A 15,605-nucleotide genomic window follows, 5' to 3' on the forward strand; every position below is an offset into this window, starting at 1 on the left:
CGGATGGCGAACGAAGAGAAGCTTCGCGACTATCTCAAGCGGGTCACCACCGACCTCGCTCAGACCCGGGAGCGTCTGCGGGAGATCGAGGACCGTCGGCCGGAGCCGATCGCCATCGTCGGCATGGCCTGCCGGTTCCCTGGTGGGGTGTCCTCGGCGGAGGGGCTGTGGGAGCTGGTGGAGTCGCGGGGTGACGGGATCGGTCCTTTCCCGTCGGACCGTGGCTGGCCGGAGGATGTGGTGGACCCTGACCCGGACGCGGTGGGCAAGAGCGTCTCCGGTGAGGGCGGATTCCTTTACGACGCGGCTGAGTTCGATGCGGAGTTCTTCGGGATCAACCCGCGTGAGGCGTTGGCGATGGATCCGCAGCAGCGGCTGTTGCTGGAGACTTCGTGGGAGGCGTTGGAGAACGCCGGCATCGACGCCACGGCACTGCGCGGCAGCCCGACCGGCGTGTTCACCGGGCTCTTCTACCACGACTATCTGCCGACCCACCCGATGCCGGAAGAGATCGAAGGGTACGTGGGGGTCGGGGCCACGGCGTCGGTCGCTTCCGGGCGGGTGGCGTACGTGCTGGGCCTGGAGGGCCCGGCGGTGACGGTGGATACGGCCTGCTCGTCCTCGCTGGTGGCGCTGCACCTGGCTGCCCAGTCGCTGCGGTCCGGCGAAAGCACCCTGGCCCTGGCAGGCGGGGTGAAGGTGATGGCCACCCCTAACACGTTCGTCGACTTCTCCCGTCAGCGGGCCGTGGCCCTGGACGGCCGCTGCAAGTCGTACGCGGAGGGTGCGGACGGTACTGCCTGGGGCGAGGGCGTCGGTGTGCTGGTCGTGGAACGCCTGTCCGACGCGCGGCGCAATGGTCACAAGGTGCTGGCGGTGGTGCGGGGCAGTGCGGTCAACCAGGACGGTGCTTCCAACGGTCTGACGGCGCCGAGTGGTCCGGCACAGCAGCGGGTGATCCGGGCGGCGTTGGCCGATGCGGGGCTGAAGCCGGCCGATGTGGATGTGGTGGAGGGGCACGGGACGGGGACGCGGTTGGGTGACCCGATCGAGGCGCAGGCGCTGCTGGCCACTTACGGGCAGGACCGTCCGGTGGACCGGCCGTTGTGGCTGGGGTCGGTGAAGTCCAACATCGGGCACGCGCAGGCGGCTGCGGGCGTGGCGAGCATCGTGAAGATGGTGGCCGCCATGGAGCGGGGGGTAGTGCCGGCGACGTTGTATGCGGAGCGGCCGTCTTCGCAGGTGGACTGGGCTGCGGGGGCGGTGCGGCTGGCCACCGAGACGGTGCCGTGGCCGGAGACGGGCGAGCGCCCGCGCCGCGCCGGGGTGTCCTCGTTCGGGTTCTCCGGGACCAATGCTCACGTGATCATCGAGCAGGCCCCGGCCGCTGATGAGCAGTCCCCGGTCCCGGGGGCGGCGCCCGAGGCCGCGGACGGTGACGGCAGCACGGAGTTGCCTCTGTTGCCGTGGGTGGTCTCTGGCCGCTCGGAGGCCGGGCTTGCGGGTCAGGCTGGGCGGCTGGCGGAGTTTGTGGAGGTGTCGGGGCCTGGTGTGCGGCCGGTTGATGTGGGTTGGTCGTTGGTGTCGTCACGTGCGGTGTTGGAGCATCGGGCGGTGGTGCTGGGCTCGGGCCGGGAGGAGTTGGTTGCTGGGCTGGGGGCCCTTGCGGAGGGGCGTGATCTGCCGGGTGTGGTGAGTGGTGCTGCGGGCGGCGTGGGCAAGGTGGGTTTGGTTTTCACCGGGCAGGGTGCGCAGCGGGTCGGGATGGGCCGCCAGCTCTACGAGGCGTTCCCCGTCTTCGGGGCGGCGTTCGATGAGGTGTGCGCAGCATTGGACGTCCACCTTGGGGGTTCGCTGGCTGCGGTGGTGCGGGGTGAGGGTGACCCGTCCTGGCCGGGTGGGGGCCGTGTTGATGAGACGGTGTGGGCGCAGCCTGCGTTGTTCGCGGTGGAGGTGGCGCTGTTCCGTCTGCTGGCGTCGTGGGGTGTGGTGCCGCAGGTGGTGGCGGGTCATTCGATCGGCGAACTGGCTGCGGCGCATGTGGCGGGGGTGTGGTCGCTGGAGGACGCCTGCGCCGTGGTCGCGGCTCGTGGTCGCCTGATGCAGGAGCTGCCGCGTGGTGGGGCGATGGTGGCGGTGGAAGCCGCCGAGGAACAGGTCCGCGAGGCCCTGGCCGACCGTCCGGGGGTGGGGGTCGCCGCGGTGAACGGGCCGCGCGCGATCGTGGTGTCCGGCACCGAGACCGACGTGCTGGCGATGGCGGAGGAGCTGGCACAGGCCGGGGCGCGCACGCGGCGTTTGCAGGTTTCGCATGCCTTCCATTCGCCGCTCATGGAGCCGATGCTGGACCGGTTCGCGGAGGTGATCGCCCAGGTCACGTACCGGAAGCCGCAGGTGACGATGGTCTCCGCGCTGACCGGCGGCCCCGTCTCGGAGGAGGTCACCGACCCCTCCTACTGGGTCCGGCACGTCCGCGAGGCGGTCCGTTTTGCGGACGCGGCGGAGGCGATGCGCGGGCTCGGCGTCCGTACCTTCATCGAGCTCGGCCCGGACGGCATCTTGTCCGGCATGGGCCCGCAGACCCGCACCGACAGTGACAACGAGGGCGAGTCGGGTTCCGAGGCATGGCTGCCGGTGCTGCGCCGTGGCCGTGACGAACCGCGCGCCGTGCTGACCGCGCTGGCGAAGGTGTTCGTTCGTGGGGTCCCGGTTGCCTGGGACGCGCTGTATGCCGGTACCGGCGCCCAGCGCGTGGACCTGCCCACGTACGCCTTCCAGCGTCACCGCTACTGGTTGAAGGTGGCCGTTGACAGTCGGGCCGAGGGCCTGGGGCTGGCGCCGTCGGGTCATCCGTTGTTGGGTGCGGCAGTGGGGTTGCCGGCCAGTGGTGGTGTGGTGTTGACGGGGCGGCTTTCGCTTTCGGGGCAGCCCTGGCTTGCGGATCATGTGGTGGCGGGCCAGGTGGTGGTGCCCGGCGCGGCGTTGGTGGAGATGGTGGTTCGTGCGGGTGATGAGGTGGGGTGTTCGCGGGTCGAGGAATTGTTGATTGAGGCTCCGTTGGTCCTGCCTGCGCGGGGCGGTGTGCGGGTGCAGGTCATGGTGGAGGAGCCGGATGCGTCCGGGCGCCGCGTGGTCAGTGTCTATGCGCAGGACGAGGACGTCCCGCCGGAGGGGGAGTGGACCCGGCACGCAACCGGTGGGCTCTCCCCGGCCGAGGCGGTGGCCGAGGGGAGTGCCGACGGTTTCCGGCAGTGGCCGCCGTCCGGTGCGCAAACCCTCGACCCGGAGCTGTTCTACCCGGAGCTGGCGGCTCGTGGGCTGAGCTACGGGCCGGCCTTCCAGGGTGTGCGGGCGGCCTGGCGCCGGGGCGAGGAACTGTTCGCCGAGATCGCCCTGCCGCAGGACGTGACGCCCAACGGGTTCGGGCTGCACCCCGCCCTGCTGGACGCGGCACTGCACGTGGCGGCCGCGAACACCCAAGGCGACGGCTTGGCGTTGCCGTTCGCCTGGAACAACGTCATGGTGCACGCCTCCGACGCCGTGGCGGCACGGGTCCGGGTGACCCCTGCCGCCTCGGGTGAGGGGCTGACAGTCATGCTGGCCGACGCGACCGGCCAACTGATCGCCTCCGTCGACAGGTTGGACCTGCGTACCCTGTCGCCGCAGGACCTCGCAGCGGGCGGGCAGGCGGCGGACGACACCCTGTTCGCGGTGGAGTGGGTGCCTGCCACGGCCACTACGGTCACACCGGTCGCCACATCCGACGTGGCCTCGGGCTCGGAGTCGTTGGGTCGGTGGGTTGTGCTCGGGGCTGCGGCGGTTGTGCCGGGTCTGCCGGGTGCTGTGGTTTTCCCGGATGTTGCGGGGTTGGTGGCGGCGGTGGAGGCGGGGGCTGAGGTTCCGCAGACGGTGGTGGCGCCGGTGCTGCCGGCAGTCGGTTCCGGTGGTGTTGCGGATGCGGCTCGTCGTACCGCGGTGGATGTTTTGGGGTTGGTGCAGCGTTGGCTGGCTGCTGATGTGTTGTCCGGTGCGCGGTTGTTGGTGTTGACCGAGTGTGCGGTCGATGCGGGTGCGGGGGTGCCGGTGGAGGTTGCGGCGGCTTCGGTGTGGGGTCTGGTGCGGGTGGCGCAGACGGAGAATCCCGGGCGGGTGCTGCTGGCGGACGTGGACAGCATGTCCGTACCCGGTGTGGAGCTGGTCGGTTGGCTGCGGGCCGGGGTGGAGCTGGATGAGCCGCAGTGGGCGGTCCGGGCCGGACAGATCCGGGTGCCCAGGCTGACCCGAGCCACTCCCGCGGACCCGTCGGCATGCAACGGGGACACGGCACCTGAGGCCCAGGCGGTACCGTCCGCCGGGCCCGAGAACGAGACCGAGCCCGCAGCCCACGTTGGCGTCCGCCCGGGCACGGTGTTGGTGACGGGTGCTTCGGGGGTTCTGGGTGGGTTGGTGGCCCGGCATCTGGCGAGGTCGGGCCGGGTCGAGCATCTGGTGCTGCTCTCCCGTCGCGGCGGCGACGCCCCGGGAATGCCGGAACTCCTCGCCGACCTCGACACGTCAGGTGTCCGGGTCACGGTGGCTGCCTGTGATGCGGCTGACCGGGGTCAGCTTGCCGGTGTGCTTGAGGGTGTGGCGTTGTCGGGTGTGGTGCATGCGGCGGGTGTGTTGGATGACGGGGTGGTCGGTTCGCTGACGCCGGAGCGGGTGGAGTCGGTGTTGCGGCCGAAGGTGGATGCGGCCTGGAACCTGCACGAGCTGACCCGTGACCTGGGTCTGGAGCTGGACACGTTCGTGCTGTTCTCGTCCATCGCGGGGGTGATCGGTAATGCCGGTCAGGCCAACTATGCGGCGGGCAACACGTTCCTGGACGCGCTGGCCGCTCACCGGCGTCACCTCGGCCTGCCCGCCGTATCGCTGGCCTGGGGGCCCTGGGAGAACGGCATGGCCGGCGAGCTGGCCGAGGCCGACCTGCTGCGAATGGCCCGCCAGGGAATGCGCCCGCTCTCCGACGCACGCGGCCTCGCCGCGCTCGACGCCGCCGCGGACCGCGCCCGACCGCTGCTGGTGGCAGCAGAGCTGCACCTCGGTGCGCTGCGCCGCTCCTCAGAGGTGCCGCCGTTGCTGTCCGCGCTCGTCCCGGCGGCCCGCGGCAACGCGCAGCCCGCTCGGCGGACGGCCGGACAGCCGGCCGCCGAGGACCGGAACGCACTGGCAGCCCGCCTGGCCGGGCTGAGCCCCGCGGAGAGCCAGGAGGTGCTGCTGGACCTCGTCGTCAGCCAGGCTGCCCTGGTGCTGGGCATGGCCGGGCCCGGCGCCCTCGATGGGAACCGTCCGTTCCGTGACGTCGGCTTCGACTCGCTGACCGCCGTCGAACTGCGCAACCGGCTCAGCACGGCGACCGGCCTGCGGCTGCCGGCCACGGCGGTCTTCGACTACCCGACCCCCGCCGCCCTGGCCGGATTCGCCCTGGCCGAGCTGATCGACTCCGGCGCGGTAGCGGCGGACGCGGCACCTGCGGCAGCGGCCGCTGCCGGTCACGCGGACAATGACGGCCACCCGGACGGCGACCCCGTGGCGATCGTCGGAATGGCGTGCCGCTTCCCCGGTGGGGCCACGAACCCCGCCGAGTTCTGGGAAATGCTGGCCTCGGGCGGAGACGGGATCGGCCCCTTCCCGGACAACCGTGGCTGGCCCGCCGACGTGGTGGACTCCGACCCGGACGCGGTGGGCAAGAGCCTGGTCGGCGAGGGCGGCTTCCTCTACGACGCCGCCGAGTTCGACGCGGAGTTCTTCGGCACCAGCCCGCGTGAGGCACTGGCGATGGATCCGCAGCAGCGGCTGTTGCTGGAGACCTCCTGGGAGGCGCTGGAGAACGCCGGCATCGACCCGACCGAGCTGCGGACCAGCGCGTCCGGCGTGTTCACCGGCATGTTCCACCACGACTACCTCTCGGCCACCGCGCTGCCGGAAGAGGCCGAGGGATACGTCGGCCTCGGCGCCACCGGGTCGGTGGCCTCCGGCCGGGTGGCCTACGCCCTGGGCCTGGAGGGTCCGGCGGTGACCGTGGACACGGCCTGCTCCTCCTCGCTGGTGGCGCTCCACCTGGCCGCCCAGTCCCTGCGGTCCGGGGAGAGCACACTCGCCCTGGTCAGTGGCGTCAACGTGATGGCCACCCCGGTCACCTTCATCGACTTCTCCCGACAGCGCGGGCTGGCGGCGGACGGCCGCTGCAAGGCCTACGCGGAGGACGCGGACGGCACCGCCTGGAGCGAGGGCGTCGGTGTGCTGGTCGTGGAACGCCTCTCCGACGCCCGGCGCAACGGCCACAAGGTGCTGGCGGTGGTGCGGGGCAGTGCGGTCAACCAGGACGGTGCTTCCAACGGTCTGACCGCACCGAACGGCCCGTCCCAACAGCGAGTCATCCGGGCGGCGTTGGCCAACGCGGGCATCGGGACCGACGGGGTCGACGTGGTCGAAGGCCACGGCACCGGGACGCGGCTGGGCGACCCGATCGAGGCACAGGCCCTGCTGGCCACCTACGGCCGGAACCGCCCGGCGGACCGGCCGTTGTGGCTGGGCTCGGTGAAGTCCAACATCGGGCATGCCCAGGCCGCCGCCGGTGTCGCCGGAATCATCAAGATGGTGCTGGCGCTGGAGCACGGCCAGATCCCCGGAACTCTGCACGCGGAGCGGCCGTCTTCGCAGGTGGACTGGGATGCGGGGGCGGTGCGGCTGGTCACTGAGGCGGTGCCGTGGCCGGAGACGGGTGAGCGCCCGCGCCGCGCCGGGGTGTCTTCGTTCGGGTTTTCCGGGACCAATGCTCACGTGATCATTGAGCAGGCCCCGGCCGCTGGTGAGCAGTCCCCGGTTCCGGGGGCGGCGCCCGAGGCCGCGGACGGTGATGCCGGTACGGAGTTGCCTGTGTTGCCGTGGGTGGTTTCCGGTCGTTCGGAGGCGGGGCTTGCGGGTCAGGCTGGGCGGCTGGCCGCGTTCGTCGGGCGGGATGCGGGTGTGGGGCCGGTGGATGTGGGTTGGTCGTTGGTGTCGTCGCGTGCGGTGTTGGAGCATCGGGCGGTGGTGCTGGGCTCGGATCGGGAGGAGCTGGTTACCGCTTTGGGCGCCCTTGCGGAGGGGCGTGATCTGCCGGGTGTGGTGAGTGGTGTTGCAGGTGCTGCGGGCCGGGTCGGTTTCGTCTTCACCGGGCAGGGTGCGCAGCGGGTCGGGATGGGGCGTCAGCTCTATGAGGCGTTCCCGGTGTTTGCTGCGGCGTTCGATGAGGTGTGCGCAGCATTGGACGTCCATCTTGGGGGTTCGCTGGGCGCGGTGGTGTGGGGTGTGGGTGACCCGTCGTGGCCGGGTGGGGGCCGTGTTGATGAGACGGTGTGGGCGCAGCCTGCGTTGTTCGCGGTGGAGGTGGCGCTGTTCCGTCTGCTGGCGTCGTGGGGTGTGGTGCCGCAGGTGGTGGCGGGTCATTCGATCGGCGAACTGGCTGCGGCGCATGTGGCGGGGGTGTGGTCGCTGGAGGATGCCTGTGCGGTGGTGGCGGCTCGTGGTCGTCTGATGCAGGAGCTGCCGCGTGGTGGGGCGATGGTGGCGGTGGAAGCCGCCGAGGAACAGGTCCGTAAGGCCCTGGCCGATCGCCCCGGGGTGGGGATCGCTGCGGTGAACGGGCCGCGCGCGGTGGTGCTGTCCGGCACCGAGGCCGACGTGCTCGCAGCAGCGGAGGAGCTGGCACAGGCAGGAGCACGCACGCGGCGTTTGCAGGTTTCGCATGCGTTCCATTCGCCGCTCATGGAGCCGATGCTGGACCGGTTCGCCGAGGCGATTGCCAACGTCACGTACCGGAAGCCGCAGGTGACGATGGTCTCCGCGCTGACCGGCGGCCCCATCTCGGAGGAGGTCACCGACCCCTCCTACTGGGTCCGGCACGTCCGCGAGGCGGTCCGTTTTGCGGACGCGGCGGAGGCGATGCGCGGGCTCGGCGTCCGTACCTTCATCGAGCTCGGCCCGGACGGCGTCTTGTCCGGCATGGGCCCGCAGACCCGCACCGACAGCGAGGGCCAGAACGCGGCCGGCTCCGAGGCATGGCTGCCGGTGCTGCGCCGTGGCCGTGACGAGCCGCGGGCTGTGCTGACCGCGCTGGCGAAGGTGTTCGTTCGTGGGGTCCCGGTTGCCTGGGACGCGCTGTACGCCGGTACCGGCGCCCAGCGGGTGGACCTGCCCACGTACGCCTTCCAGCGGCAGCGGTACTGGCTGAGCGCGGCCTCCGCGAGCCGCGCCGAGGACCTCGGCCTGGAACGGCCGGGGCACCCCCTGCTGGGGGCGACCGTCGAACTGCCGGCCTCCGGTGAGGTGGTGCTGACCGGGCAGCTGACCCGGTCCGCGCAGCCCTGGCTGGGCCAGTTGCTGGTGGCCGGGCATCCGGTCGTCGCCGCCTCGGCGCTGGTGGACATGGCGGTGCGCGCGGCCGACGAGGCCGGCAGCGGCCGCATCGAAGAGCTGCTCGTCGAGGCCCCGCTGGTGCTCCCACAGCGCGGCGGCGTCCGGGTACAGGTGACCGTCGGCACGGCCGACGCCGAAGGGCGCCGGGAGGTCGCCGTCTTCGCGCGGCGGCCGGAGGGGGAGTGGGTGCGGCACGCCAGCGGCACGTTGGCCCCGGCCGCAGCGGACGACGAGGCCGCCGCGGACGCGGCGTGGAGCGTGCACTGGCCGCCGCCCGGCGCCGTACCGGCCGACGTGCTCGGGCTCTACGAGGGGCCGGCGACCACCGGCCTCGGCCACGGGCCGGCCTTCCAGGGTGTGCGGGCGGCCTGGCGCCGGGGCGAGGAACTGTTCGCCGAGATCGCCCTGCCGCAGGACGTGGCGGTGGACGGGTTCGGCGTGCACCCGGCCCTGCTCGACGCCGCCCTTCACCTGACCTGTCTGGAACAGGCGGAGCAGCACCGGACGGAAACCGAGGGGCCGTTGCTGCCCTTCGCCTGGAGCGGAGTACGGCTGTACGCGTCCGGCGCCACGGCGGCGCGGGTACGAGTGGTGCCGTCCCCGGCCGGCGAGGGCGTCGCGGTGACGTTGGCCGACCCGGTCGGCCGGCCGATCGCCTCGGCGGACGCGGTGGTACCGGCGCCACTGGCTCCCGGTGCGCTGGAGCAGGCCGCCGGGGCGGGCCGGGACGGGCTCTTCCGGGTGCGGTGGTCCCCGGTGGACGAGGTACCGGAGACAGGGGAGCCGGGGCGCCGCTGGGTGGTCCTCGGCGACGACGGCGGACTGGAGGTACCCGGTGCTGCGGCGTACCCGGACGCCCTCGAGTTGGTCGCAGCGGTGCGGGACGGAGCCCCGGTGCCGGACACGGTCGTGCTGTGCTGCGTGTCCGACAGCAACCCCGCCACGGGCCCGAACCCCGCCACGGGCCCGAACCCCGCCACGGGCCCGAACCTCGCCACGGACCCGAACCTCGCCACGGCCCCCACAACACTCCCCGCAGCCGCCCGCGCCGCCACCGTCCGCGTGCTGGAGACCCTCCGCGCGTTGCTGGCGGCACCTGCGCTGGACGGATCACAGCTCGTGGTGGTCGTCGAGCGCGGACTGGACGCGGACACCGGCACGGACCTGCGGCTGGCGGGCGCCGGCGTCGCCGGACTGGTGCGGACGGCGGCTGCCGAGCATCCGGAGCGGATCGTGCTGGCGGACGTGGCGCGGCCGGCCGGCTCCGGCCCCCTGGTGATGGCCGGAGCGGCCCTCGGCGAACCACAGTTCGCGGTGCGCGACGGCCGGCTGCTGGTGCCGCGCCTGGCCCGGGCGGCCGGGGAGGAACTGCCGGTGCCGGACGGCCGGGACTGGCGCCTGGCGGCCTGCGGTCCCGACGCCGCCGACCCGGTACGGCCGGTGGACGGCGAGGTGGGGCAGCGGCCCCTGGCCGCCGGCGAGGTGCGGTTGGCGGTGCATGCGGCCGCGGTGAACCGGCAGGACGTACGGGACGTGCTGGAGGCGTCCCCCGAGCGGCCGCGACCGCTCGGACAGGAGGGCGCCGGGGTGGTGCTGGAGACCGGGCCCGGGGTTGCCCGGCCGGCCGTCGGGGAACGGGTGACGGGCCTGTTCCCGGGCGCCTTCGCGGCCACCGCGATCGCCGACGCACGGCTGCTGGTGCCGGTTCCGGAAGGCTGGTCGGCCGCGCAGGCCGCCACTGCGCCGGTGGCGTTCCTGGCCGCGTACCGGCTGCTGGCGCAGGCGGCACCGCGCCCAGGGGAGCGGGTGCTGATCCACCCCGCCGCCGGCCCCGAGGGCCTGGCCGCCGTCCAACTGGCACGCCACCTGGGCGCCGAGGTGTTCGCCACGGCGCCGCCGTCCGCCTCGTCGGAGCTGCACCGGCTCGGCCTGGACGGACACCACCTGGCGTCGTCCGCGACGGCACACTTCGAGGAGACGTTCCGCACCGCGACCGGCGGACACGGCATGGACGTCGTGCTCACCTTCCTCCCGCCCTCCACGGACCCGGACACAGCGACGACGGCCCGGGACGCAGCCGCAACAGCCCCGGACGCAGCCGCGACGGGACAGGACGCAGCCGCGACGGGACAGGAGACAGCCACGGACACAGCCACGGACACAGCCACGGCGGACGCGGCGCTGCGCCTGCTGCGCCCCGGCGGCCGGTCGCTGTCGGCAGCCGGCGCCGAGACGGACGACCAGCGTCCCGAGGAGCTCGAAGCCCACCTGACGGAGTTGGCCGCGCTGTTCGAGAAGGGGGCGCTGCGGCCCTTGCCGGTCGTCTGCCGCGACGTACGGCAGGCCGCGCAGGTCTTCCGGACACCCGTCCGGGAAGCGTCCACGATGGCCAAGACGGTGCTGACGCTGCCGTCCGCCCCGGCCGGCCGGCCCGGCACGGTGCTGGTGACCGGCGCCTCTGGGGCGCTCGGCGGCCTGACGGCACGGCATCTGGCCCGTACCGGTCGGGCCGAGCGGCTGCTGCTGACCTCACGGCGGGGCGCGGGCGCCCCCGGAATGCCTCGCCTGGCCGCCGAACTGGCCGCCTCCGGCCGCCCGGTCCAGGTCCTGGCCTGCGACGTCGCGGACCGCCGACAGCTCGCCCACGTGCTGGCCGGGGTGCCTGAGGCGGCGCCGCTGACCGGGGTGGTGCACACCGCGGGCGTACTGGACGACGGCGTGCTCGCCTCGCTGACCCCGGAGCGTGTCGAGCAGGTGATGCGGCCCAAGGTGGACGCCGCCTGGCACCTGCACGACCTGACCCGCCGTCTCGACCTGGACACCTTCGTCCTGTTCTCCTCAGTGGCCGGTGTGCTGGGCACCCCGGGCCAGGCCAACTACGCGGCCGGCAACGCCTTCCTGGACGCGCTGGCCGCCCACCGGCGCCACCACGGTCTGCCCGCCGTGTCGCTGGCGTGGGGACCGTGGAAGGACGGCATGGCCGGACAGCTCACCGACGCCGGACGGCAGCGGATGTCCCGCCAGGGACTGCGGCCGCTGTCCGCGGCCGACGGTCTCGCGCTGTTCGACGCCGCCCTCGGCAGGCCGGACGCGCTGCTGGTCACGACCCGGCTGGACCTGCCCGCGCTGCGCCGTACCGGGAGCGCCGTACCGGCCCTGGTGACCGGCCTGGTCCGGCCCGGCCGGCGCACCGCGGGAGGACCGGGGCCGGACGCCGGCCGGAAGCTGGCCGCCGAACTGGCGGCGCTGCCTCCCGAGCAGTTCCACCACGCCGTCATGAACCTGGTGCGTACCCAGGCGGCGCTGGTGCTCGGACGGCCGGGGCCGCAGTCCGTCGAGCCGGCCCGGTACTTCCGTCAGCTCGGCTTCGACTCGCTGACCGCGGTCGAATTCCGCAACCGCGTCAGCGGCGCGCTCGGCCTGCGGCTGCCGGCCGCGGTCGTCTTCGACTACCCGACGCCGCGGGAGCTGGCGGAGTACCTCCAGGAGCGGATCGCCGAGCAGGAGATCGACTACGGGCCGGTGCTCGGCGAGCTGGACCGGCTCAGGTCGCTGCTCACCGGGATCGTCCGGCGGGGCGGCCGCAAGGCGGAGATCATGAGCCGTTTCGAGACCATCATGGAGGAGTTCCGCGGCGCCGAGGCGGACCACGGCTCCTCCGACACGGACATCACCGAGGCGACGGACGACGAGATGTTCGACCTCATCGACAAGGAGCTGGGGATCGTGCCGGGCACCGACGGAGGAGCGGCGTGAACAATCGTGCACAGGACCACACGCCCGGGGCGGCGGACGGCGGAGTACCCGCCCCCGGCACGGCGGAGGCCGCCGTCTCCCCGGCCGAGGAAGCGCTGTGGCGGCTGGAGTCACTGGCGCCGGACACCCCGGTCAACAACGTCCCGGTGGCCTTCGCCGTCGCCGGGCGCGTCGACGCCGAACGGCTCCGCGCGGCGCTGGCCGCCGTGGCGGGACGTCACCAGGCGCTGCGCACCGGCTACCGCGACGCGGGCTCCCGGCTGGTCAAACGGGTGCTGGCGGCGGGCGAGTGCCCGCTGCCGGTGGGGGAGACGGAGCTGCCCGGCGAACCCACCTCCGCCGACCTGGCACCGGTGACCGCCGTCCCCTTCCCGCTGGACGGCACCCCGCCCGTACGGGCGGCACTGTTCCGCTCCCCGGACACCGACGTCGTCTGCGTCACCGCGCACCGGCTCGTCCTGGACGAGATCTCCGGCCCGCTGCTGCGCGAGCACCTGATCGCCGCCTACGAGCAGCACGCCGACGAGGCCACCGGAACGGCGGGAGAGGCCACCGGAACGGCAGGAGAGGCCACCGGAACGGCAGGAACCGCGGCGCCCGGCCCGGCCTCCGTCCCGCCGTCCGGCCCGGCCTCCGTCCCGCCGTCCGGCCCGGCCTCCGGCCTGTCGTCCGTCCCGCCGTCCGGCCCGACCTCCGTCCCGCCGTCCCTCCCGCCCTCCGGCCCGGAAGCCGCGGCGCCGAGCCCGCGAAGCCTGGCCTTCTGGCAGGCGGAGCTGGCCGGCGCGGACACCGGCACCCAGGAGCTGTCCTGCACCGCCCCTGACCCGGACCGGCCGGCCCTGGCCGCCGCACAGCTCGACCGCACCCTGCCCGCGCCCGTCGAGGCCGGCCTCCGCCGGCTCGCCGACGATCTCGGCGTCCCGCAGCCCGCGATCCTGCTGGCCGCCTACTACGTGCTGCTGGAGACTCACGGCGCCGGCCCCGACCTGCTGGTCGGCCTCCCCGTCGACCTCCGCCCCGTACCCGCCGCCCGCGCGCTCGGCCGGCACACCGGCCAGGTGCCGCTGCGGCTGCGGACCGAGCACAAGGAGAGCGTCCGCGACCTGGTGCTGCGCAGCGCCGAGCGGCTGGCCGCCGCCACCGTCCACGCAGCGGCGGCCGAGGCGGCACAGCCCGGCCTGCTGCCCCCGGCCACCCCCGGCCGCCCCCCGCTGCCCTTCCGGCACACCTTCGAATACCGTACGGACACGGTCACCTGCCCGGCTGCCTTCACCTTCGGCGGCCTGGCCGCCCGGCCTTTCCCCGTCACCAGCGGCACCGCCCACTTCGACCTGCACCTGACGGCAACGGCCCCGCAAGACCCGCACGGCGCCACCGCGCTGCGCCTGCGCTACCGCACCGAGCTGTTCGACCCCGCGCTGGCCGAACTCCTGCTGGCCCGTTACGAGACGGTGCTGCGCGCGTTCACCGCCGACCCGGACCGCGCCGTCGGCGACGTTTCCTGGTGGAGCGGACGGGACCACGAGATCATCGGCGCGGCCAACGACACCGCGAGCCCCGTCGAGCCGGCCACCGTCCTGGACGCCGTACGCCTGCAAGTCCGGCGCGCGCCCGCCGCGGTGGCCGTGGTGGAGGGTGAACGCACCGTCGACTACGGGCAGTTGTGGAACGCCGCACATGCCATGGCCACCCGCCTGAAGGACACCGGGGTACGGCCGGGGGACGTGGTGGCGATCGCCCTGCCCCGCGGCGCCGAACTGGTCGCGGCAGTCCTGGGCACCTGGCTGGCGGGCGCGGCGTACGTGCCGGTGGACGCGGCCCACCCGCGCGAGCGGATCCGCCACCAGCTCTCCGACTCCGCCGCCACGGTGCTGGTGGCCGACGAGCACACCGCCGTCCTGGCCGGCCCCGACGGCCCGGCGGTGCTGCACGCGCCGCCGGCGGACCACGCCCCGCAGCTGCCGGCCCCGGACGGCCCGGTGGGGGACCCCGCCGCCTGCGCCTACCTGATGTACACCTCCGGATCCACCGGGCGCCCGAAGGGGACACTGATCGGCCACGCCGCCCTGGCCAACCTGGCCGCGCACTTCACCGCTCAGCTGGCCGCGGAGCCCGGCGACACCATGCTGTGGACGACGACCTTCGCCTTCGACATGTCCGGGGTGGAACTGTTCGTGCCGCTGGTCTCCGGCGGCCGGCTGGTGGCCGCCCCGGACCGGGCCAGGAGCGACGGCCGGGTGCTGCGCGAACTGCTGGAGCGGCACGACGTACGCTTCGTCCAGGCGACCCCGACGACCTGGCGGCTGGTCGCCGACCGGGCGGCGGACTGCCTGCGCGGCCGCAGCGTCCTGATCGGCGGGGAGCCGGTGCCGCTCCCGCTGGCCCGGCGGCTGCTGGCGGCCGGGTGCGAACTGCACCACGCCTACGGCCCCACCGAGACGACCATCTGGTCCACCTCCCGCGTGATCGCACAGGACCCCGGCGCCCGGCTGGACGTGGGCCGCCCGATCCGCAACACCCGGGTCCATGTGAGCGACGCCCATGGCCGCGACCTGCCGGTGGGCGTCCGGGGGGAGCTGTGCATCTCCGGGACCGGCGTCGCGCTGGGCTACCACGGCCGGCCGGAGCTGGACGCGGAGCGCTTCGGCGTCCACCCCGAGCACGGCCGTTTCTACCGCACCGGCGACGTGGCCTGCTGGCGGGCGGACGGCCTGCTCGACCTGTTCGGACGGATCGACCGGCAGGTCAAACTCCGCGGCAACCGCATCGAGTTGGGTGAGATCGAGGCGACGCTGACGGCCCACCCCCAGGTCGCCGCCGCCGCAGTGATCATGGTGGGCGACCCGAGCGGCGACGGTGTGCTCATCGGCTGCCTGGAGCCGTCCGGTGACGTACTGGACACCGCCGACGTCCACGAGCACGCCCGCACCCGGCTGTCCCGCTCGATGCTCCCCGGCGACCTCGTCACCGTCGATGCGCTGCCGGTCAACGGCAACGGCAAGGTGGACCTTCGGGAGCTGGAGCGGATCGTCACCGCCCGCCGCACCCACCGCACGGCACCGGGCCCCACCGGCGCCGACGCTCCGGACGCCGCCGGCCGGCCGGGAACGGCGGCCGGAGCGGACGTTCTCACGGACCAGCTGGTGCAGGTGTGGCGCACCGTCCTGCGGCGCGCGGACGCCGACGCGGACACCGACTTCTTCGCCGCCGGCGGTCACTCCATGCTGGCCGCCGTGGCGATGCAGGAGTTCCAGAACCTCAGCGGCCGCTCGCTGGGCCTCTCCGAGATCTTCGAACAGTCCACCCCACGGCAGCTGGCCGCCCGCATCCGCGCGACGGACACGGCAGCCGAGGGGGCGCCGCAGCCATGACAGAGCCCGGGTGGGCGGTGCGGCCGGCGCCGCACCGCC

General features: G+C 73.7%; 2 protein-coding genes. Both read left to right on the plus strand.

The window, feature by feature from the left end; genetic code table 11:
• Positions 1-3 precede the first annotated feature (3 nt).
• A complete protein-coding gene (locus OEIGOIKO_RS36910) occupies positions 4-12,195 on the plus strand; it encodes a type I polyketide synthase (protein ID WP_125057678.1) in 12,192 nt (4,063 codons plus the stop codon).
• Positions 12,192-15,566, plus strand: a complete 3,375-nt coding sequence (locus OEIGOIKO_RS36915) for a non-ribosomal peptide synthetase (protein WP_125057679.1) — start codon at positions 12,192-12,194, stop codon at positions 15,564-15,566. The genes OEIGOIKO_RS36910 and OEIGOIKO_RS36915 overlap by 4 nt, the downstream gene beginning before the upstream one ends.
• Positions 15,567-15,605: the final 39 nt, after the last annotated feature.

The organism is Streptomyces paromomycinus (assembly GCF_003865155.1).
Classification (GTDB): domain Bacteria; phylum Actinomycetota; class Actinomycetes; order Streptomycetales; family Streptomycetaceae; genus Streptomyces; species Streptomyces chrestomyceticus.

Excerpts from the sequence above, each read along its gene's own strand:
- OEIGOIKO_RS36910 (WP_125057678.1), top strand. The coding sequence starts at position 4 with ATGGCGAACGAAGAGAAGCTTCGCGACTATCTCAAGCGGGTCACCACC.